The organism is Granulicella sp. 5B5, from assembly GCF_014083945.1.
Lineage (GTDB): Bacteria > Acidobacteriota > Terriglobia > Terriglobales > Acidobacteriaceae > Granulicella.
Genome location: NZ_CP046444.1, coordinates 1393546 through 1416698 on the forward strand (window position 1 = coordinate 1393546; position 23153 = coordinate 1416698).

Here is a 23153-nt window from a genome sequence, read left to right on the forward strand (position 1 = left end):
GGCACCACCGCGGAACCGCTTCAATGCGTGTAAAGTAGAGCCGATGGTCACGCTGCTCCGCACTCTCTTCAACGACAAATCAGACAACACACGGGCCAGGGTGATCGCCATCTACGCCATCCTCTTCGCGTTCAATGTCGGCGCATGGATGTGGGCGTTGATCGCCTTCCGTCACTATCCCGTGCTGCTTGGCACCGCGCTGCTTGCCTACAGCTTCGGTCTGCGCCACGCCGTCGACGCCGACCACATCGCCGCCATCGACAACGTCACCCGCAAGCTGATGCAGGAGGACAAGCAACCCATCGGCGTTGGCTTCATGTTCTCACTCGGCCACTCGACCATCGTCGTCATCGGCTCCATCGCCATCGCGGCAACGGCACTCGCTCTGCAGCATCGCATCGAATCAGTGCGCACCATCGGCGGCGTCATCGGCACGCTCGTCTCCATGCTCTTCCTCTTCGGCATCGCCCTGGTCAACCTCACGGTGCTGCGTTCGGTCATCCGCACCTTCCAGCGTGTGCGCCGCGGCGAGCCTTATGTTGAAGAGGACCTCAACCTGCTACTCAACCAGCGCGGTTTTCTCTCGCGGCTCTTTCGCCCCATGTTCAACATGGTGCGCAGCAGTTGGCACATGTATCCGCTCGGCGTGCTCTTCGGCCTCGGCTTTGACACCGCCACCGAGATCGGCCTGCTCGGCATCTCCGCGTCCGAAGCCTCCAAGGGGCTCTCGCTCTGGTCCGTCCTCGTCTTCCCTGCCCTCTTCGCCGCGGGCATGTTGCTCATCGACACCACCGACAACATTCTGATGCTCGGCGCCTACGGCTGGGCCTTCGCCAAGCCCATCCGCAAGCTCTACTACAACATCACCATCACCTCGATCTCCGTTGCCGTCGCCTTCGTCGTTGGTGGCATCGAAGGCCTCGGTCTGCTCGCCTCTCAGTTCCATCTCAAGGGCTCCCTCTGGAGCGCCGCCAACAAACTCAGCGACCACTTCGGTCTGCTCGGCTACATCATCGTCGGCCTCTTCGCGCTGGCGTGGGCGCTCTCTATCTCGATCTACAAGTGGCGGCGTCTCGATAGCTTCGAGCTGCGCTACTAGACCGCCGCAGTCTCCGGCCCGTCGCTGGACCATTTCTTTTCCCGTACAAAAGATAGCGCCATAACCGGCGCAGGCCGCTCTGTGCCTCCGCTTCTGCTTCCTCGCTTTGACAGAGCGGGAAAAGGATAGCTATAACATTCTGGTCATATTCTTTCCCTACACAACTAATCCGCAAATGAGGGACCCGTGCAGAAACCGCTGAAGAATCTACTCACAGGCGCGCTGGCGCTGCTTGCTCCCCTCGCTCTACTGGCACAGAAGCCCGCCGACGGTGACGGAGCCTACAAGACCGGCCACTACCGCGACCTCTTCGCCGGGCGCGGCCACTCCGCCACTGCCAGCCACGCAAAGATCGAAGCCACCTTCCAGCAGCTCTTCCACGGCGATCCGCAGACCCAGTCCGTCTACTTCGAGTCCGGCCACAACGCCAATGGCCCACTCGCCTACATCACCGACTGGGCCAACAACGACGCCCGCACCGAGGGTATGAGCTACGGCATGATGATCGCCGTCGAGCTCAACAAAAAACATGAGTTCGACGCCCTCTGGAACTGGGCGCACACCTACATGCTCGTCACCGACCCGAAGAACCCCGCCGTCGGCTACTTCGCCTGGTCCATGAACACCGACGGCACACCGCGTTCCACCGGCCCCGCTCCCGACGGTGAAGAATACTTCACCATGGCGCTCTACTTCGCCGCGCACCGTTGGGGCAACGGCACCGGCATCTACAACTACCAGGCCGAGGCCGACCGCATCCTGCGCGGCATCCGCCATCATCCGGTGCTCACCGGCACCTCACCCTTCCGCATCCATCCCAGCGACCCGCCCTTCACCCCACCCGATCACCCCTGGCCCAGCCCCAACAACACACGCCTTGAGCAGCAAGCCGCAGCCCACGGCCAGAAGCCACAGCAGTTCCACTTCAGCAGCGCTCCGCACGCCGAAACCATCGGCCCCATGGTCGATGAAGCGCACACCATGATCCGCTTCGTCCCCAACACCAACAACCCGGACACCGACCCTTCCTACCATCTGCCTGCCTTCTACGAGCTCTGGGCGCGCTGGGGCCCGGTCGAAGACCGCGCCTTCTGGGCTCACGCAGCCGAGGTCAGCCGCCATCTCTTCGTTGCCGTCACCGGCCCGCAGACAGCGCTCACACCCGACCGCGTCCACTTCGATCTCTCGCCTTCACTCCAGCGCGACGGCCAGCCCGTACCCTTCAGCTACGACTCCTGGCGCAGCATCAGCAACTGGTCCGTCGACTACTCCTGGTGGCACAAGAGCGCTGACGAACCCACCCTCAGCGACCGCTACCAGAGCTTCCTCAAGTCGCAGGGCATCCACACCTTCGTCGATCGCTACACGCTGGCCGGCAAGCCACTCTCCACGCGCCACTCCACCGGCATGGTGTCAACCGCTGCTGTCGGCAGCCTCGCTGCAAACAACAGCGCAACCTCGCAGGCCTTCGTCGACGAGCTCTGGAACACCCCCATCCCCTCCGGCGAGCAGCGCTACTACGACGGCATGCTCTACCTCATGAGCCTCATGCACTGCAGCGGCGAGTTCCGCATCATCCCGCCCCGCAACTAAGCAAGGTCCAACGCGCGGCGGCTGCTCGAAAATCGCCCCGCGCGTGTCTTCGCTTCGGCATCACGCAGCCAAAGGTGTATATCTGAGAAGGCCACTCTGCGGCCTCCGTCGCCGCGCCTGGGACTCCACCTCGGAGGCGCCGCTTGACCCAGCTCGCACCCCAAACACTCTCCCACATCTGCGAGGCTTCATGGCAACAAGACTGACTGAGGGCGTGCTCACCAGCAACGTCCACCTCATCCGCTGGGTGGAGAAGATGGCCGATCTCTGCCAGCCCGACCGCGTGCACTGGATCGACGGCTCCGACGCTGAAAACGAGTGGCTCTGCCAGCAGCTCGTCGAAGCCGGCACCTTCACCAAACTTAATCAGAAGCTCTGGCCCGGCTGCTACTACGCACGCAGCTCTCCCAACGATGTCGCTCGCGTTGAAGACCGCACCTTCATCTGCTCGCTCAGCAAAGACAACGCCGGCCCCACCAACAACTGGGAAGACCCCTACGTCATGCGCCGCAAGCTGAAGGAGCTCTTCCGAGGCTCCATGCGTGGCCGCACCATGTATGTTCTGCCGTACTCCATGGGCCCCATCGGCTCGCCCATGTCGCAGATCGGCGTGCAGCTCACCGACTCCGCTTACGCCGTCGTCAACATGCGCATCATGGCGCGTGTCGGCAAACCTGTCTTCGAGCAGATCGACAAGAACACGCAGCGCGTCGTCCCCTGCCTGCACTCCGTCGGCGCGCCCCTCGCCCCCGGCGAGCAGGATGTCCCCTGGCCGCAGAACGACACCAAGTACATCGTCCACTTTCCCGAGACGCGCGAGATCTGGAGCTACGGCTCCGGCTACGGCGGCAACGCTCTACTCGGCAAGAAATGTTTCGCCCTGCGCATCGCCTCCAACATCGCACGCGACGAAGGCTGGATGGCCGAGCACATGCTCATCCTCGGCCTCGAATCTCCGCCCAACAAGGAGGGTCAGACCGAAAAGACCTACGTCGCCGCAGCCTTCCCCTCCGCCTGCGGCAAAACCAACTTCGCCATGATGGTCCCACCCGCGGGCTTCGAAGGCTGGAAGGTCCGCTGCGTCGGCGACGACATCGCCTGGATTCGCCCCGACGAAAACGGCCAGCTCCGAGCCATCAACCCCGAGGCCGGCTTCTTCGGCGTCGCGCCCGGCACCAGCGTCAAGACCAACCCCAACGCGATGGCCACGCTCGCGCGCAACACCATCTTCACCAACGTCGCGCTCACGCCCGAAGGCGGCGTCTGGTGGGAGGGCATGACCGACAAACCGCCCGCCGATTGTCTCGACTGGCGCGGTCAGCACTGGACCCCGGAGATCGCCAAACAAACCGGCCGCACCGCCGCGCACCCCAACGGCCGCTTCACCGCGCCCGCACAGCAGTGCCCCGTCTTCGACCACGAAGCATGGAACGCACCCATCGGCGTTCCCATCTCGGCGTTCCTCTTTGGTGGCCGCCGCGCTACCACCATGCCGCTGGTCTTTCAGGCGTTCAACTGGTCCAGCGGTGTCTACGTCGGCGCGACAATGGGCTCCGAAACCACAGCCGCCGCCACCGGTGAGACTGGCAAAGTCCGCCGCGACCCCATGGCCATGCTGCCCTTCTGCGGCTATCACATGGGCGACTACTTCCGGCACTGGCTCCGCATGCAGCGTCGCCTCAGCGCCACGCCGCGCGTCTTCCACGTCAACTGGTTCCGTCGCGACGCCGATGGCAACTTCCTCTGGCCCGGCTTCAGCGAGAACATGCGCGTCCTCAAGTGGATCGTCGACCGCATCCGTGGCCGCGCCCAGGGCAAAGAAACTCCCATCGGATGGACGCCTTACTACGAGGACATGAACTGGAACGGGCTCAACCTCCCGCCATCGAAGTTCGACGAGCTCCAGGCCGTCGACCGCGACGCCTGGCGCCGCGAGGTTATCGGCCACGAGGAGCTCTTCCTGCTCCTCCACGACCACCTTCCCGCAGAGATGATCTACGAGCGCGAGCTGCTGATCTGCAGACTGTAGCCCACCTCCCCGCTGAACACCTTTCGACACTCCTCAGCACACCCCTCAAAAGTGGTGTTTAGCGCCCCCTCGAAAGTATATATAGTTCGCATTCCATGCAATGATTTGCCAAAATGTAGGCGCTTACAAAGCATTCCGCCTGTGTATTGGAGCGGCAAAAGCGCGGGCGGCCGCCAGTCTCAGCTCATTCGTAAATCATGTAAACTACATATACCAATGGCTTTATAGATATCAAACGAACCGAGGACACAACCAGCCATGGGCACCCCGCCAAATGGCAATCGCTTGCCTATGTGATCTGGGGTTTTCTCTTTCACCCCAACGAAATCGGTATTTGTCCGGAGTGCGGATTTAAGTTGACAACGTTTGTCTCGTTGTACTCTTATGAGTTTCGCGACAAGACAATCGCTTAAATAATCGTTGTCTTTGCCATAGAGGACGGGACGGTCATGGCTGCACACCGTGTGCAGGTTCATGCTGCCCGGTAAAACCTGCGCGCGCACGTGTTTTGTGCCACTCCGCAGCCAATTTTTGGAGGCTTCACCCGTGAACTTCATTCGAATCGCATCAGAAATCCAGTCCCGAACTCTCAGGGCCACCCGGCTATGCGCGACAGCTTCGGCGCTTGCGCTGGCGGCATGCGTCACCGTGCCCTGCCTCGTTCTGGCGCCCTCAGCCCTGCACGCGCAGAACACAAACGCCACCATCCGCGGCCAGGTGCTCGACCCCACCGGAGCCCTCGTCCCCGACGCAACGGTCCTCATCGTCAACAAGGAGACGGGCGTAACCGTCTTCAATGGCAAGACCGACTCCGCCGGCACCTTCGTCGCGCCACAGGTCATCCCCGGCACCTACAAGGTCACCGTCTCCGCCACCGGCCTCAAGCAGTCGGTCGTCGACAACCTCGTCGCGACGGTCGCGCAGGTCGCCTCCATCAACGTCAACATGCAGCTCGGCGACACCACCGAGGTCGTCACCGTCGAGTCCCGCGGCGAACAGCTCGACAGCACCACCTCCGACGTCTCCACCCTCATCGCCCCCAGCGACGTTCAGAACCTCCCGCTCCAGCAGCGTGCCACCGAGAACCTGCTGACCTTCATCCCCGGCGTAACCCACGGTGGCGCGGGCGATCAGCCCTCGACCTCGCAGCTCTCCATCAACGGCAGCCGCACGCTAAACACGGAAGTCCTTCTCAACGGCGTCTCCACCATCGTGGCCTCCACGGGCACCCCGGGCACACTGCCGTCGCCAGATGGCGTCGACTCCTTCCGCGTCCTCACCACCAATGCCCCCGCCGAGTACGGCCGCACCTCTGGCGCCGTCATCTCGGTCAACACCATCTCCGGCACCAACACCTACCACGGCAACCTGTACTTCCTGTTGCGCAACGAAGCGTTCGACGCCAACCAGTACTTCCATAAGGACACGATCAACACGACCACCGGTGCAGTTACGCCACGCAATCGTGACCGTTTCTTCCAGGAAGGCGGTTCCTTCGGCGGCCCGGTAAGAATTCCACATCTCTACAACGGCCACGACAAGACATTCTTCTTCGTCAACTATGACCGCACCATCACACCGAGCTCCACGCTCGCAACCGAGACCGTCCCGACCGCAGCGCAGCGCACGGGTGATCTCTCTAACGCCTTGGCTACAACAGATGCGAACGGCAAGCCACGTGCCGTTCAACCCATCTACATGCCGGGGGGGGAATCTACAACTGCGTTTGGCGCGACTGCGACCAACACCAACGGTACAGGCATCATCTCGGCTCCCCTTGATCCCGCAGCGGTCAAGATCCTTGCCCTGGTGCCGCTCCCTAACACTATCGGCAACTACGACTCGGTCAATAACCGCTATACCAGCAACTGGTCCTCGCTTCAGAACCTCACGGGCCATGTCGTTAAGTTTGTCGCACGTGTCGACGAAGACGTCACAACGAAGGACCGCCTCAGCTTCAACGTCTTCCGCTTCACCACCTCCACCCCGAACCCGATTTACTACAACAGTCCCCTCCTCGATACCACTTGGGACTGCACCTGCAACAACGCCTGGCTCGGTTCGGTCGATTACACCCGCACCTGGACCCCAACACTGGTCATGGACCTGAACATGGGCTTCTTCCGCAACGCTGTCTTCCGCAACCCTCCAGGCCAGGTCGGCAACGTCTCACAGACCACCGGCATTGCCTCGCTGCCGCTCAATCAATTTCCCGAAATCACCAATCCGGGCATGAGCAACCTCGGTGCGGACACCAACACCGACCAGGTCAACATCACCAACACCTACACGCCGTTCGGCACCATCACCAAGGTCTACGGGCCGCACACCTTCAAGTTCGGCGGCTCCATCCGTAAGAACGAGTTCAACTCCTATAACCCTGCAACCAGCCCGGAAGGCCTCATCCAGTTCAACGGTGAGATCACCAACCACGGCGCCGCAGGCAACGCCAACACTGGCCTCGCCGACTTCCTGCTCGGCACCATCAAGACAGCTTCCTATGAACAGCCGCAGCCCGAAACGGGTCGTCGCAACTACAACTGGGGCGTCTTCTTTCAGGACGACTGGCGCGTCACGTCGAAGTTCACTCTGAACGCCGGCGTCCGCTACGAGTACGAGTCCCCGCTCACCATCGCAACAAACATCTACAGCCGCATCAACCCACTCACCGGCCAGTTGCTCGCCGCTGGCATCAACGGCGTGTCCAACTCGTTGAACATCTCCACACCCAAGGCCGACATCTCACCGCGCGTCGGCTTCGCCTACAGCGTGGACAACAAGACCGTCATCCGAGGCGCATACGGTACCTTCTACGGCACCATCTTCCAGAACCTTGGTGGTCAGCTCGCCTATCCGGGATACGACAACACCGTCAGCTACAATAACCTGGGCACCGCGATTGCTCAGCCTTTCACACTCTCTCAAGGTCTCCCGCTCGGTGCTGCTCCGAATCTGAGCAACCCAGCCGCGATTCTGGCCACCAATACGCCTACGAATCCTGCTTCCATCGCCATCTCATTCAACAACCAGAGCCATATGCCGATAGTCGAGCAATACAACCTCGGCATTCAGCGCCAGTTGCCTCTCGCGCTCACCCTGGAGGTGAACTACGTCGGCAACCACGCGCTGCACCTGTCCTACGCGCTCAACGAGAACCAGGTGCCGTTCACGCAGGTGCCAGCAGTCACATTGGCCAACAGCAGCCTCGCTACGCAAAACTCCCTGCCCTTCCCCAATCTCAAGGGATTCCAGGTAAACAACAATAGCGGCGGCTCCAACTACAATAGCCTGCAGGTCACGGTAAAGCGCCAGTTTGACCGCCGCCTTGCCATCCTCTCCAACTTCACCTACTCCAAAAGCATGGATGACGGCAGCACCATCTACAACTTCTCCGCGCCCAATGGCACGGCGAACTCGCAATACGCTGTAGACAGCCCCTTCTTCATCAGGGACCTCGCGCCCAGCAATATCGATGTGAATAAGGTACTCAACCTCGCCGTTATCTACACGACAGGTGGACCATGGTGGCTGCGTGGCTGGCACATCTCGCCAGTCTTCGTCGCCCACTCGGGACTTCCCGTGAATATCACGCAGGCCAATGAAATCCCCGGATCATCTCAGCGTCCCAACGGCAATCCGCAGCTCATCAAACTGGCACACCCTTTCCAGATCCCTGGTCAGCCCTCGTATCAGTACTTCGATTCTCCGCAAACTGACCCCAACTTTCCACTTACGGCTTCGGGACCGGTCTATAACACCATCAACGGAGTTCGAACGCAAATTGTAGCAACGGGCTTCGGCAACGTCTCTCGTGATTCAAACCGTGCTCCCGGCGAAGCAGACTTCGATGCTTCGGTCGCAAAGGATTTCAAGATCTACAAGCGACTGACGTTCCAACTCCGCGTCGATGCCTTCAACGTCATCAACCACACCAACTTCTCAGCGCCAAACGTTTCTCTGAGCTCCATCACAGAAACCACTCTTACGCCGACCGTGGCTTCTTTCGCAGGAAACTCTTCCTTCGGCAAGATCACCGGTACGCAACCCAACCGCACGATGCAGATTTCCAGCCGTTTCTTCTTCTAACCGAAGACGAATACAACCCCATTCAACCGGATGGCCGCCTGCGAAGGCGGCCATTTCGTCTCTAGCTGAAAGCCCACACAAGGAACCCGCATCCTATGGCCCGTCTCTACGCCTCTCTCGCACTCTCCCTCAGCGTCGCTCTGTTTAACCTCGTACCCGCCGCCTCCGCTGCAATGCCCAATCCACTACGCTCGCCCTGGAGCGGCCACCCCGTCACAGCCACCAGCGCGCCCTACACCTGCGCCCCGCTCACGCATGTCACGCCTGACCTCACCACCGACGGCTTCTATCGCCTCGACGATCCCACGCACTCCATCATCGACCCCGTCCGCGAAGCTGCCTACCGCGCCTCCGCCGACCCCGTAAAAGCCGTCGGTCAGGCCATCGTCTCTTCAGCCGACGACTACCGCACCACCGGCTCGCAGCAGGCACTCCACTGCACCGTGGCGCGCATCCTCACCCTCGCGCACGACAACTCCCTCGCTGGAAAGATGTCCTCCAGCCAGGCCTACTACGTGCAGGGATGGGTCGCAGGCGCCGTCGCCATCGCTTACCTCAAGGTCCACGACGACGCGCACATCACACCAGAGCAAAACCAACTCGTCGGCGACTGGCTCGTCAGCGTCGGCGCGCAGACCATTCGCTACTACGACGACCGCAAGAAGCCCGGCAAGGGTGACGCGCAGAACAACCACCTCTACTGGGCAGGCGTAGAGATCGCCGCCATCGGCGTTGCCGCCAACAACCGCAAAGACTTCGACTGGGCCATGGCCGCCTACGACAACGGCGTCAACCAGATCCGTCCCGACGGCACACTGCCCCTCGAGATGGAGCGTGGCCAGCGCGCGCTCCACTATCACCTCTACGCCCTCGCCCCACTCGTCCTCATCGCAGAGTTCGGCGAAGCCAACGGTCTCGACCTTTACGCCCACGCCAACGGCGCCATCCACCGCCTCGTCGACGTCTCCATCACCGGCCTCAAGGACCCGAAGCTCTTCGTCAAAGCCACCGGCATCAAGCAGGAGGTCCCACGGGTCGTCACCGGAGACCAGATCGGCTGGGCGCCACCCTACGTCCGCCGCTTCCCCAACCCGTCCCTCGAACAGCTCATCCACAAGGCTCCCAGCCTCAGTGTCTACTACCTGGGTGGCCTTCCCCCTCAGTAGTACCCCATCCGCGGGGCTCGACAACATAAACCCTGTCAAGCCCCGCAACCTCTAACTCACTCGCAATCCGCACAATCCAATCCACTTACACCCCAGAACCAAAAACACTTTCCCAATCCCCACCTTCTATACTGGAAGTAGAGGAAAACTGGCTCACTAGGCAACTGGCTCACTGGCAACTGAAAGCCGCGAAACAGGTTCCAGCTCGCTCTATCCATTACCCCCTCTCCACTATCCCCTTTATTTCCCAGATCATACCCGTAACGATATACAGAATCAGCCACTTACCCCCGGTATCACCCCGTAAGTCGCTGATTCTACTGGATACCTCCGCTACATAGGGAGGGGAGGGGGGTATCGCCAGCAGAGCAAAACATCGTGCTCAGGTAGCATCGGGTTGTACTCTCACACCGCTTCCCCCTGAAAGGCTCCCGCGCCCATGCACCGGTCCCTCCCCGCTCTCCTCGGAGCCCTCTGTCTCAGCCTCACGCTCCACGCACAGCAGGCGCCTCTCATCGTCGAGCACGGGGTATACGGTGTGCACCTCATCCAGCGCACCATCGGCACCGAAGAGTACAACATCACCGACTTCGGCACGCACCGCGAGCTCAGAATCACGACAAAGACCTCCGACCGCGGCATGAAGCACACGGTCACCACTACACTCGACTACCTGCCCAGCCTCACACCCACGCGCCTCGAGCAGCACGTCGGCACTCCGGCAGCCGCAACAGCAGCAGCCATCGACAACTCCTCACTCACCGAGATCACCGGCAACAAGGTCACTGTCCGCGAGGCCGAAACCTCACGCACCTTCCTCAAGCCGGCCATCGCCTTCACCGGCTTTGCCAACATGCCTGCAGCCGCGCAGATGCTGATGATGCGCTACTGGCTGCACCATCGCCACCCACTGCAACTGCCCCTGCTGCGTGCCTCCGCCAAAGCGCTCCCCGTCGAGATCCGGCCCGTCGGCCACGATGTCTTCACCGTCAAAGGCCAGATCGTCCGCCTCACCCGCTACACCGTCTCCAACCTCATCTTTGGCCGCGAGGTCCTTTGGATGAACGACTCCGAGCGCATCGCCGCCATCATGACCTTCGCCGGCGGCCTGCCTCAGGAAGAGGTCCTCGACGAGTACAAGTCCGCCTTCGATCCTCTCTTCCAGAGCGGCGTCAGCCAGGAGATGCTCGATCTCGCCGCGCTCACCCGCTCCGTGCGCCCGCTCGCCTCCGGTACCTTCGCCATCGTCGGTGCACGCCTCATCGACGCCACCGGCAAGCCACCGGTCGACAACTCCGTCGTTATCATCCGCAACAACCGCATCGCCGCCGCCGGCCCCGCAACCTCCGTACGCGTCCCACCCGGCATGCGCATCATCCGCGCCTCAGGTCAGTCCATCCTCCCCGGTCTGTGGGAGATGCACTCCCACTACTCCGGCGTTGAGTTCGGCCCCGCGCTCCTCTCCTCCGGGGTCACCACCGCGCGCGACTGCGGCGGCGAGTTCCACTTCCTCATCGCCGTCCGCCACGCAATCGACCAGGAGCACCAGCTCGGCCCGCGCCTCCTCCTCGCCGGCCTCATCGACGGCACCAGTCCCGACGCCTTCGGCCTCTTCACCGCCGCTACACCGGGCGAAGGCATGGGTGCCGTCGACCTCTACGCCGACGCCCACTTCGACCAGATCAAGGTCTACACACAAATTCAGCCCGACGTCCTCCGCGCCATCACCGAAGAAGCCCACAAGCGCGGCCTCACCGTCACCGGCCACGTCCCCGCCGCCGTCAACACCTTCGAAGGCGTCGCTGATGGCATGGACCAGATCAATCACCTGCAGTTCGTCACGCGCTCCATGGTGCCTGAAGACAATGCTGTCAGCGGCCAACCAACGTCTCAGAACCGCTTCACCCTCGCCGACCTCGACTCCGACCGCGCAAAGAGCCTCATCGCTCTGCTCGCCGCAAAGCACATCGTCGTCGACCCCACCAGCGGTTGGGGCGAGATGGCCGGCCATCCGCGCAGCATCCCCACCGCCACCTTCGAGCCCGGCGTCAACGCCGCGCCGTTCCCACTCGCCTGGCGCTATGACAACATCGGCGCCCCCACCAAAGACGCAACCGCTGACGAAGCAAAGTTCCACGCCCGCATGTCAGCCAACCTCAAGGTCATCGACGCCCTCTACAAAGCCGGCGTCCCCATCGTCGCCGGCAGCGACACCAACCTGATCGGCTACGGCCTCGACCGCGAGCTCGAGCTCTACGTGCAGGCCGGCCTGACACCGCTCCAGGCCATCCAGTCCGCCACCATCGTCCCCGCCCGCGTCATGCACCACGACGCCGACTCCGGCACCATCGAACCCGGCAAACGCGCCGACCTCGTCCTCGTGCAGGGCGACCCGCTCACCAACATCAGCAACCTGCGCAACGTCATCAGCGTTGTCACCGACGGTCGCATGTACGACAGCAAGGCCCTCGGCCGCGCCGTAGGCTTTCACCGCTAGGTAGACACGCTACTTCTGCGTCGACTCCGAATTGACCGCACGTTCACTGCAAGCCGCAGGCGCATTGTCCGGATCGCACCGCGCCACCGTCACACCACCCGGCAGCGCAACGGAGTAGTGCCCCTCCCATCGCGCCGGCTCCGACGCAGGATAATCCGTGCTGAGGATCTGCGCTCCACTCGCGATCATGGCATCACGCCGCGACGTGTCATACGCACGCGCCTCCTTGGTATCGGCGTCCGTCCGCGTACGAACGAGATAACCCTCGCGAACCAACTCCGCAATCTCCCCCGGCGGCCCATCGTTGCGCTCAATAAAAGCCGCGTCTTCATGGCCCGGATCAGAGTTAGTAAACAGCACGCGCCCTCGCAACGAAGGATGCCCTTCGAGATAGATCGGCCCAACATCATGCTGGTCCATAAGGAACACAACCTTCCCTCGCGCACTGTCGAGCGACGGCCAACGACCAGCAAGCACCGCATCTTCAAGAGAGCTGCACGAACCTCGAACATCATCCGGCGTAACCATCTCATCCGCCGGAAACACAGACCGTATCTCAGCATCGAGAGCGTCGAACGTCGCTGCAGTAAAGGGTTCCGGCTCCGTTAGCTTCACGCCTTTCGGAATGCCCTGCTTCGTCTCTACCAGGATGAAGATAGGAACATGCCGCGGATGCGCGCGGGACCACACACGAATCTCCGAGAGACACGCAATGAACGGCTGACAGTTGCTCCGATAGTCAACATCCTGTACATGCATCACCTTGAATCCCGGTTTCAGCATCACACCATCCGGATCGAACGGAGCATCCACGGGCAGCCCAGCAGCAGCCACCATCTCTGGCCCTGCTGGCTGCGCATAACGCCCACCCTTTGTGTCGGCAAAGATATCGAGCTCAACCTGACGCACACCGCTGTCCAGCTGCTTCGTCAGCGACGGATGGCTATAGTCGAGCCCCTCATACTCCTTCGGATGCTTCTCCTTCCAGATCTTGCTTTCGCTCGGAGCAATGCCCGCGTGATAACTGTTATGTGTCCCGATCACCTGGATCTGGTTCATCTGCACCGTACCATGGGGCAGCATAGCGACAATGGACGTGCTCTCCGGAGCATTGGACTGGAACGGCTGCCCATGCTCTGCAGCAGCACATAACGGAGAAACATCATCCGAGAGCGAAGGCGGCAGGTTCGTCGTCCCCCACGCAGAAGGCGCGGGCCCCATCGTCAACACCAGCGTGCCACCGTTGGCAATCTGGCTATGACGAAACCACGATTGATTAAGCGGTTCACCATTGATCGATGCTGACTGAATGTAGTGATTCAGATGTTCAGCATCGAGGTTCTTCGCCACAATATGCAGCGTCTTGCCAGGAGACAGCAGAACATCCGCCTCAGGAAACGAAGGCGTACCGATGAGATAGATGTCCTGCCCAGCATTGGGATAAAAGCCCAGCGAGTTGAAGATGAACCAGCTGGACATCGCACCCGAATCGTCATTGCCTGGGATGCCACTGCGCTGGTCCGTAAAAGCCTTCTCCAGCAGTTGGCTCACAACATCCGCAGTATGGTCAGGCCGCCCAGCCCAGTTATAAAGCACAGGCATCAAAAATCCCGGCTCGTTCGTAACATCAAAATGTTGGCGATAGAAGATGTTGTCCAGTCGCTGAACGAAGGTCTTGCCGCCACCCGCCATCTGAATCAATCGCCGTACATCTTGCGGCGCATAGAACGAGTAAGTCCAAAGATCACCTTCATAGAAGAAGTCCGGCCAGGTTCCACGCACCTGCAGGTCCGGCGCAGCCCAGGTACCATCCGTGTTGCGCGGACGCAGAAACCCCTTGAACCCTTCATCGCTGAGGTTCTTGTCCCACAGGTTCTGCCAGTTGTTGGCACGGCGCGCAAAGGTCGCGGCCTCCTTGGGATGATTCAGTCCGCACGCGACCTCGGCAATCGCAAAGTCGTCATACGCATACTCCACCGTACGAGACCCCGACCTCTCATCGGCGAGCGTAATGTAACCCTTGCTGTTGTAATCGAGAATCCCGCCACGGCCTTCCTTCTGAGCATTGGCAGGCGGCACGCTCGCGTCCTTCAGCATCGCCGCAAAGGCAGTGTCGTAATCAATCCCCGTCAAATGCTTCACCCACGCATCGGCAACAACGACATTCGCATTGCTCCCGCCTTGCGTGCGACCGTTGTCATTGCCACTGCGAGCGTCCGGCATGTACCCAGTATGTCGGTAGATATCGATCAGCGAGCGAATTAGGTCTCGCTGCCGGTCCGGCGCAATCAACGTCAACAATGGCCCGGAACTTCGATACGTGTCCCATGTCGCGTAGTAGTCGTCGTAATAAGGCTCGCTCGATGTCCACTTTGGGTTTTCGCCCGTCCGGTCCGTAGGCATCAGCATCGTGTGATACATCGCCGTATAAAACTGGACTCGCTTCGAGTCGTTCTCCCCATGAATCTGGATCTTAGACAACGCCTGGTTCCAGGCGCTCGATGACGCTTTACGAACAGCATCGAACTGCCACCCCGGAGCCTCCTGCTGAAGCGTCGCGTGCGCCTGCGCAATGCTCACAAACGAGATCGCTACCTTGGCCTGCACTACCTGACCCGCATGCGTAGGTAGATCGAAGGTAGCGCCCAACGGCATATCGCTCTCTACGCTCGCCTGCTGCGCCGCAGTGATCGCATCCCCTCTCCATGTACGTGTCGCAGCAGCAGGCGTATCGAGTTGCATCGAAAAATACACGTCATACTCTCCGCCCTTGTTCCATCCACCGGAGTATCGTCCCATTCCCTCAACCTCTCGGTTCGACACGAAGTGCAGCTCTCCGCCAAGAAAGCGCTGCGACTCCGAACCTGGTCCTTTACCAAGGCAATGAGAGATGTTGATCGTGATATGTGACTCACCACCGTTGGCGAAGGTATAGCGATGCAGCCCCACACGCCGCGTCGAAGTGAGTTCAACGAACGTGTGATATCGGGTGAGACGAGTCGCATAGTATCCGGGATGATTGACCTCCGCTGTACGCGGCGAGTTGATATCGCCGATCGCCAGCGGGCCTGTGACCGGCATCACGAGAATGTTGCCGTACTTGCCCTGCGCGCCACTCAGATGCGTGTGGCTGAAGCCCAGAATGCGCCCATCGGTCCAGTATCCAAAACCCGACTGGCGCCCATCAAACGACTCCATATCCGGGCCGACCTTCGCCATTCCGAATGGCATAGCCGCGCCGATGAATGTATTACCGCCCCAGTCCACGCCGAGAAACGGATAGACACTATCAACATAACTGGGCGTGCGCGCCGAGGTTTGGGCCTGCAACAACGAACTCACTGCAATCAGGACAAGGGACACCAGCAGACGCCGAGTGATGGGCGCAACAGAGGGAAACATGGGGCCTGAGTTCTCCTGCATGAATGGACTCCGCATCCACTCATGGATTATTAGTTACCGGTGCGCTGCTTCAGCCTTACTCGCTGTGAGCGTATCAAAGAGAGGTGAAGCTGGTGTGACCTCTGGATTTTCCTCGACTGCAGAGATTGCGAGAATCCGGATCTTCTCGTTGCGCGGCAGCGTCAACGAATGTGCATTGGCGAGAACATCCATCGAATAGGCGAACAGATAAGAGTACTGATACGGCTCATTCAGACCGCTTGCCGTGTGATGGTGTGACGCAAACCAAGCCAAACTGGCTGGCTTGATGTAGCCATCCTTCAACCCAACATAATCCTCGGGGTAACTCGGCGAAGGTTGCCGTGCCTCACGTAGCTCCATGTCTTTCGGCGGCCAGACTGCATGATGAGCAGAGATGGCCCAATCGATCTTCGGCTCGTTCTTCCATAGCCGCGTATCCCACTGACCGATGAAGCCTCCCCAGTCCTCGACATCGAAGCCCTTCGCCTCTTGTCCCACATGGAAGACCGCGTTCTGATCTCCACCAGCCGACGCCGCAAGGATATAGATGCGGTTGAAATGCCCTGCCGGAAGCTCAATGGTCTGTCCATCTGCTGCGATAGCGTTGAGCGTCCCCGTTGCTGCAGGAGCCAATTCGAAGCGTGCACCGTTATAGTCAATGTGTGTCGGTAGCATCTCCGCGGGAAGCGCATCGCCATGGCCGTCGAAGCCAGCACCGTTCGTCTGCGTGTCATCGTTGGTAGCCACTGCCAGCGTATAGGCAAGGTGCAATGGCTTCGATCGAATGGGAGCAACCTGTACCTGCGAGGGGCCAAGGCGTAGCGTGAAAGTGCGAGGCTGATACGGACCGAACGAAGTAACCAGCACCCCATCGCTGATTTGAGCATCGCCAAGCGGTTGCTCCTGTGCGTTGACCTCGCGCGCGGATATCACGGGCGATGGGAAGGTGACATGCACGTTCGGCTCAGGCTTCCCGTCCAGTTCCGACATACGCAAAACTACTTCATCGCTATCCTCAGCCTTCTTCAGCGCAAACACGCGGATCCGCGAGTTATCGATGTGCATCAATGAAAACGATTCTCCCAGCTTGCCCTCATGACGCGTAGTCGCAAAGGTCATCATCGGATCGTTCAGGCGATAGGCCTGCCAATCCGTCTGCGCTTGTCGCCAATCGCCCGCGTGCCCAGCAATGCCCACCGTAATCTCATGATGGCCCCAGTCCTGGTTCGCCTGATCGCTATAAGCACCGGGAGCTCTGTTGGCGGTAGGCTGTATCCCCGGAGAACGAAGCAACGTCAGCCGTATCGTGTGATCATCCGGCTTATCCGATCCGTTCTTGTAATCCGTCAACACCGTTGCACCAAACGTTCCACTCTTGTCCGTGAGGTCGATCCAGCGGTGCGAGCCTACTTCAAATTGGCGCTGTGTTGCGGTGGGCCGCTCGACTGTTCCCAGGTCCTGGTTATACGTCGCATCCTCATTCGTGGCGGTAAACGGAATCGCGAGCTTCAGGTTAGAGTCCAGACCCCGCCAATCAATCGCATTATGAATCTCAACTCGATTGCCCGCATCGCCTGCAGCAAGGCTGATGGTCTGCACAAACGTAGAGCCTTCTGTCTGTCGCGATACTTCGATCGAGACACGCACGGGCCCTCTTTCCTTGATGCTGATCTTGGCCGGCCCAGAGACATAGGCCCGCGGCTTCGCCTCCACCTGCTCGTAGTCCATGTTCCATGCTGGATACTGCTTCGGCTTGTCCGTAGTGATCGCAAGCCGTATCGGGGACGAGAGCAGTTCCTTGTTGAGCTCCTTATCAAAGATGCTGGAGACATCACCGCCTTCGTTGATCTGCACAAGATAACGCTTGTTCTCCAAAGATGACGCAGTCACCTTCAGCGTAGGATTTGCGGACGCAGTATCAGCCGGTGAGACGTGATACACCGCGTACCCAACCGAAGGCGCGTTGGCGACGAAGAGCACCTTACCATCCTCTATCTGTGCAGGTGATTCGGTGCCGTCCGGACTGGTCACGCGAGCAGCCTTAGGCATACCCTGCGGAAACCGCACGGCTGCCTTCACAAGGTCCTCGCGCTTAATATTCAGGGGGTTATACAACACTACCGGCACGCCTGCGCCTTCCGTGTCGAGGCCCGAAGCAATCGCCTCAGTAGCGCTCGTGATTACATCGGAGAACTGGTTCGCGACGATCGCATCGTCGTTCCATGCAAATTGATACGTGCGGGGTGTGGCAGTGCCTGCGCCCGTATCGTGAAAGTGTCCACCGAGCTCCAGCATCCACGCATCCGTCAATCGCTGCTGCGGGTACGGGCGTCCTCCCATCCATGCGGCTGCTACAGAAGCCTTCTCGGCAGCATCAGCCAATGCTTCGTTTCGCATGATCCAGCGCTTGTGATAGGCCTCCGACGTAAGCGAACCGGCCGAGTGGTTGATGAGTTCGAGGTCGCCTTTGTACTTAGGCATGCGGCTCGTATCCAGCACGCTCATGTCGTTGAACATCTGATCGGCTGCGGACTCGACGATATGGACCGGGCCTTCACCAACACGAACAGGATTCGGATTGTAGGACGCATTCTCTTTCAGGAAGCTGAGCTGTGGAGGCGTCGGCAGCACAATCTTGTTCTTGTCGATCATCGCTTCGAGCATCTGGATCGTCGACTCCTGGGTAGCTCCACCAATATCGCCTGTGCCGACGTAGTGGTAGTCCGCAAAGATCCCAGTAACCTTGCCATCGAGATCGATGCGCTTCACCCAGTCCGGCTCAATATGACGACGCTCATACTGACGAAGTTGAAGCGGTGTGAGCTTGGCGCGCTCTTCAGCAGTCAGTAGCTCCGTGTGCTCCGGCGGGGGCTCCTTGCTGAGATCGCTATAGATATTACCGTTATAACTGCCTGGATTCAGTGCAGCCAACACTGTCTTGCCGTCAGGTCCTACCCACAGTCCCACGTTGAAAGGAATTCCCTCCGGCGTCTGTTCAGGAGAATCTGATCCACCCACAATCGGAGCCGGCTGCCAGACCGCGCTGAGCTTTTGCGTCGAGAAACCCCTCACCCCGGCATGCGCAAGTATGCTCGGCAAGGACGCCGGAAAACCGAAGCAGTCCGGGAGCATGTACTCGTTGCTCGCTTTACCGAAGTCCTTGCGGAAATACTCATTGCCATACAGCACCTGGCGAAATATCCCTTCCGCGCTGGGAAGGTTCACATCTCCTTCTTCAACCGAAGACCCAGCGGGAAACCAGCGACCGGCAGCCACATATCGCTTCATCCGCGCATAGTCGTCCGGAAAATACTCCTTCATCAACCGATAGCGATTCGACCCGGTCCAATTGAAGACATAATGCGGATACTTATCGATGTACTCAAAATTCACCCGCATTGTCTTTAACAGATATTCGCTGATGGTTTGCGGCATCTCCCAACGCCACTGCGTATCGAGGTGCGCATAAGGAACAACATATAGCGTCGGGTCTTTGGTGATGTCGGGGGCCTTCATCGTCTGCCCAAACATACCCGATCCAAAGAGCAGTGCAACAGGTGCAAACACAAGCCAGCGAAGAGTGCACCCTTGACTCATACATTGATCGACCCTACCCGCCCGCTGCCCCTTGTTCATCCCTGGCTCCATTCTTGAGAGATAGTACCGCTAGGCCGATCACTCAGATAGCTGCGTTGAAAGTATGCCGCCCTCGCATGGAGTTGCTCCATGCGAGGGCAACTGTTTGCCTGCTTAGTAAACGATGTGGAGACCGACCTGCAGCGTACGCGGATTGCTGGTCGACTTGCTGGTAACTTCACCGAACTGACCAGAGGAAGGGTTCAGATTAGGTCCGGCCCAGTTGGAATGGTTGATGAAGTTATAGGCATCCGCGGTGAACTCGCTTGAAAGCTTCTCCGTGATCGCAAACTTCTTCTTGAGTGACAGATTCCAGTCCTGGAAGCCCGGCTGGTAGATCGAGTCCCTTACACCCTGCTGAAGGTTGAACGTTCCAGCAGCAGGTTGAGTGAAGATAGGCTGTCCGGTTGCGTTCGTCGTCGAGAAGTACTTGCCTGTTTGGCCAGTATATCCAGCAAAGTTATGTAGGATCTTTGGCTTCTCGCTCATCACCCAGAACTGGCCTTCCGAGCCACAACCAAAACTTCCTTCTTCTCCTACTCCAGCGAAGTCATTGTTGTTCGTACCAACGCCGCAGGGCGCACCTGTCTGGAACTGGGCCACACCTGCTATGCGCCAACCGCCGAGCAACTTGCTCGCCAGCGTGGTCTGCTCGCGGTAGAAGGGGAGCACCCAAACGTAATTCACCACCAGTATGTGCCGTGCGTCAAACTCCGACGGCCCATATAGGTTGCTTGTGTTGTAAGTGTCGGGAACGATATCGCGGTAGTTCGAGCTATCGTCCGAGCTTTTAGAGAGAGTGTACGAAACACCGAAGCTGACGTTCCTGGCATTCGTGCGCTGCCACTGTAACTGGAGAGAGTTGTAACGGGAACGTCCGTCACTCCTCTCCTGCTGAATCGCAGCATATCCAGCATAGGGCCGGAGAGCGCTGATGTTCACGCCCGGATTTGTCTGCGTAGTTCCGGCAGGCACCTGGTTAATGTCATAGACACGCCAGTCGTAAAGACCGCGACCACCAACATACGCCACCGTAAACATTGACTGTAGTGGCAGTTCGCGTTGAATCGCAATGTTCCAGTTGTAACGAATAGGTGCCTTCAGGTTTTTGTTCAGCGTCGTGACAGTCAGCGCTGGCGCGGTTGTGCTGGTCAGGGAGTAGCCGGGGTTATCAACCTGCTTGTCGGTCACATCGCCGGAAACCGCGCTCACGGTGATGAACGGCTGGAACGGAGGATTGCCGCCAGGGAATATATTGTCGAGCAGACCCATGCGCGTAGCGAACTCTCCAGCCGCGCCGCGCACTACCGTCTTGTTGGCGATCTCGTACGCAAAACCTACGCGGGGTTGCCAGATCTGTGAGGTGTTCACATATCCATCATGCAAATGAGGCGCAAACAGGCTTGTACACGGCCCATTGTCGCAGGCGGTATTAGCAGTGGAGGATGTCGCACCGACTACGCCGTGCTGCGCGGCAGAAGCCGGAAAGCTCGACCGGCCGGGAATCACCATACCGTCGTATGGATTGCCCACACCCAGCGTCACGTTGCCATTTGTTGGGCTTACCGGCGGTGCGGACGCAGCAGTGTAAGAAGCCGGATCGAAGAAGGCAGCGTTGCCCCATGCAGCCTTGTAGGGCGTAAGCGCTGTATAGCGCAGACCGTAATCAAAATGCAGCTTCGCATTGACCTTCCACGAGTCCTGTGCGAACCATTCATACACCTGACCACGCCATACTGTGTAGGATTTGGGACCGATCTCGGTATAGCTGTCCGAGAGGCCTGATGCCAGGTTTGCAAGAGCTACACCTGTCGTCCCACCATAAGTCGATCTGGAATCACTGAATGTAAAGTTGCCGTTCTGGTTGTTCGCGCCGCCTGGCACGGTGGATACATTAATTTGGTCGTTATCGTTCTCGCCAGAATTTTGAAACTCGAAGCCTAGCTTCACGGTGTGGTTGCCCCACACCTTCGTAAAGCTATCTGAGGCTGTGTAGATCGGGCCGCCCGAGTGCGATGGGTAAGGGCCACCGGCTAGGCCATAAAAGGCGCCAAGACCGCTGACAGTCGGTATCTTATTCTCTGCAGCCTTCTGTCCTGGAATGATGTACGGAAAGTTGATGCCGAGAGTCTGCCGGTTGAAGCCCGGCAACGCCGGGTTTACGGGGATGTACACCTGGTCAAGGCTGTACGTAGCCCTCGCCTCGTTGATCGTGCTCTGGTTGACGAGCCATGTCCACGTCAGCCCATTCGTCTGGTTCGGACGGTTGAAGTAGCGGCCCGTCAGTCCCGATCCCTGATCGAACGGAAGGTACTCGTTGTACGTTACGTTCTGACGACGGAACGAGAGCTTGTGATGATCGGTCAAGACTAGATCGAAGCTGATGACCTGCTTACGCTGGTTGATCGGGTGCGCAGCAGAAGAGATCCAATTGGAGTTCGAGCTGACGTATCCCGGAGTGGGTGCAGGGTACGCGTCGATGATCGCCATTCCGTTCGGGCTCTGGTTTGCGGTTGGAATGGTGTTGTTCGCATACTGCGTGCAGGTTGCCCCGGGCGTAACGCAGGTAGAAGGGTCGTAAACCTTGGTGCCCGTCGGATACCAAGGGTTTGCCTGCAGCAGCTCGCTGAAATTGCCCATGCGCATCAGGTTGCTTGGCACCCACTGCGTCTGCGTATCCGTATAGCGATAACGAATCCAATCTTCGGCAACGAAGAAGAACATCTTGCTGCGGTACTTGTCCGTCCAATGCGCGCCTGGGATATACACTGGGCCGCCAAAGGTAAATCCGAAGTTGTTATAGCGGAAAGGTGAAGCGAAGCGTGTAGTCGGGCTCTGGTTACGCACCCATGTGTTCGCGTTCATTGCGGAGTTACGCAGATACTCATAACCCGAGGCGTGAAAGTCCTTGGTGCCGCTCTTGGAGACGATGCGCATCTGGCCGCCGGCTGAGCTTCCATACTCCGCCTGATAATCCGAGGTCAGGATCTGCATCTCTTCAATAGCATCCGGGTTGGGGACACCAATGACCTGACTCGAGCCACGGGTACGCACACCGGGCGCGCCGTCGAAGGTCACTAGAGTGTCCTGCACGCGTGCTCCGTTCACGTTGAACGGCACTGAACCGCCGATCGCGAAATTGAAGTCCCCCAGCGTAGCGCTGCCACGCATACCGGGAATGAGCGCTCCAATGTACAGCGGGTCACGTCCATTGAGCTGCTGATCGTTGATCGTCTGGCCGCTGATCTCACTCTGCAGCGCGCCCGATTCTGTCTGCAGCACGATCGCGGTTGCCGTGACCTCGATTGTCTCGGAGACCGAGCCCGTCTTAAGCGTGCCATCGATCGCCAGTGCCGTGCTTGCGCCGAGAGGGTTATGGACGCTCACAAACTTGCTGAAGCCATTGGCTTCGACCGTCACGCTGTACGTGGCAGGCGGCAGATTGGGGGCAAAGTAGTGGCCATCGGCATCCGTCACCACCATGTGCGCTTCGTTGGTGCCCTCGTTGCTCACAGTCACCTTGGCACCCGGAACGACAGCTCCGGAGCTGTCCCTCACAAATCCGCTGATACTGCCTACATCCGATTGTGCGTATCCAACAGAGGACACGAGAAGAAGAATTGC

Annotated in this window: 10 protein-coding genes; 6 read left to right on the top strand and 4 right to left on the bottom strand. The window is 59.5% G+C overall.

What is annotated here, in order from left to right; genetic code table 11:
- Nucleotides 1-43 precede the first annotated feature (43 nt).
- From GOB94_RS06055 to GOB94_RS06065, 3 genes are all read left to right on the top strand, one after another.
- On the top strand, nt 44-1099 hold the full coding sequence (locus tag GOB94_RS06055) for a HoxN/HupN/NixA family nickel/cobalt transporter (RefSeq protein ID WP_182277959.1): 1056 nt from the start codon (nt 44-46) through the stop codon (nt 1097-1099).
- 186 nt (nt 1100-1285) lie between these two features.
- The gene (locus GOB94_RS06060) at nt 1286-2692 is read left to right on the top strand and encodes a glycosyl hydrolase family 8 (protein WP_182277960.1); all 1407 of its coding nucleotides are present in this window, start codon (nt 1286-1288) and stop codon (nt 2690-2692) included.
- A 190-nt stretch (nt 2693-2882) separates the two neighbouring features.
- Nucleotides 2883-4721 carry a phosphoenolpyruvate carboxykinase (GTP) gene (locus GOB94_RS06065; protein WP_182277961.1) on the top strand — a complete coding sequence of 613 codons (1839 nt, stop codon included), beginning with the start codon at nt 2883-2885 and terminating at the stop codon, nt 4719-4721.
- Nucleotides 4722-4900: 179 nt separating this feature from the next.
- On the opposite strand, the gene GOB94_RS16810 is transcribed toward GOB94_RS06065, so the two are convergent.
- On the bottom strand, nt 4901-5368 hold the full coding sequence (locus GOB94_RS16810; protein ID WP_255484271.1) for a hypothetical protein: 468 nt from the start codon (nt 5366-5368) through the stop codon (nt 4901-4903).
- A 1-nt stretch (nt 5369) separates the two neighbouring features.
- Here GOB94_RS16810 and GOB94_RS06070 point away from each other — a divergent pair, with 1 nt between their 5' ends.
- The 3 genes from GOB94_RS06070 (at nt 5370) to GOB94_RS06080 (ending at nt 12470) form a co-directional block, all read left to right on the top strand.
- The gene (locus GOB94_RS06070; protein WP_255484272.1) at nt 5370-8807 is read left to right on the top strand and encodes a TonB-dependent receptor; all 3438 of its coding nucleotides are present in this window, start codon (nt 5370-5372) and stop codon (nt 8805-8807) included.
- 95 nt (nt 8808-8902) lie between these two features.
- Nucleotides 8903-9973, top strand: a complete 1071-nt coding sequence (locus tag GOB94_RS06075; RefSeq protein ID WP_182277963.1) for an alginate lyase family protein — start codon at nt 8903-8905, stop codon at nt 9971-9973.
- A gap of 439 nt (nt 9974-10412) precedes the next feature.
- Nucleotides 10413-12470, top strand: a complete 2058-nt coding sequence (locus tag GOB94_RS06080) for an amidohydrolase family protein (RefSeq protein WP_182277964.1) — start codon at nt 10413-10415, stop codon at nt 12468-12470.
- 9 nt (nt 12471-12479) lie between these two features.
- Here the strand turns inward: GOB94_RS06080 and GOB94_RS06090 are convergent, their stop codons facing one another.
- The 3 genes from GOB94_RS06090 to GOB94_RS06100 form a co-directional block, all read right to left on the bottom strand.
- Nucleotides 12480-15872: a GH92 family glycosyl hydrolase gene (locus tag GOB94_RS06090; RefSeq protein ID WP_255484273.1), complete on the bottom strand. Its 3393-nt coding sequence runs from the start codon at nt 15870-15872 to the stop codon at nt 12480-12482.
- A gap of 54 nt (nt 15873-15926) precedes the next feature.
- Entirely contained in the window at nt 15927-19424 is a 3498-nt protein-coding gene (locus tag GOB94_RS06095; RefSeq protein ID WP_255484274.1) for a glycoside hydrolase family 38 C-terminal domain-containing protein, read from the bottom strand.
- Nucleotides 19425-19643: 219 nt separating this feature from the next.
- The gene (locus GOB94_RS06100) at nt 19644-23048 is read right to left on the bottom strand and encodes a TonB-dependent receptor (RefSeq protein ID WP_255484275.1); all 3405 of its coding nucleotides are present in this window, start codon (nt 23046-23048) and stop codon (nt 19644-19646) included.
- Nucleotides 23049-23153 lie beyond the last annotated feature (105 nt).

What these genes read in the sequence shown, in the direction of transcription:
- GOB94_RS06075 (WP_182277963.1), top strand. Translation starts at nt 8,903, where the DNA reads ATGGCCCGTCTCTACGCCTCTCTCGCACTCTCCCTCAGCGTCGCTCTG.
- GOB94_RS06080 (WP_182277964.1), top strand. Translation starts at nt 10,413, where the DNA reads ATGCACCGGTCCCTCCCCGCTCTCCTCGGAGCCCTCTGTCTCAGCCTC.
- GOB94_RS06090 (WP_255484273.1), bottom strand. Translation starts at nt 15,872, where the DNA reads ATGTTTCCCTCTGTTGCGCCCATCACTCGGCGTCTGCTGGTGTCCCTT.
- GOB94_RS06065 (WP_182277961.1), top strand. Translation starts at nt 2,883, where the DNA reads ATGGCAACAAGACTGACTGAGGGCGTGCTCACCAGCAACGTCCACCTC.
- GOB94_RS06055 (WP_182277959.1), top strand. Translation starts at nt 44, where the DNA reads ATGGTCACGCTGCTCCGCACTCTCTTCAACGACAAATCAGACAACACA.
- GOB94_RS06095 (WP_255484274.1), bottom strand. Translation starts at nt 19,424, where the DNA reads ATGTTTGGGCAGACGATGAAGGCCCCCGACATCACCAAAGACCCGACG.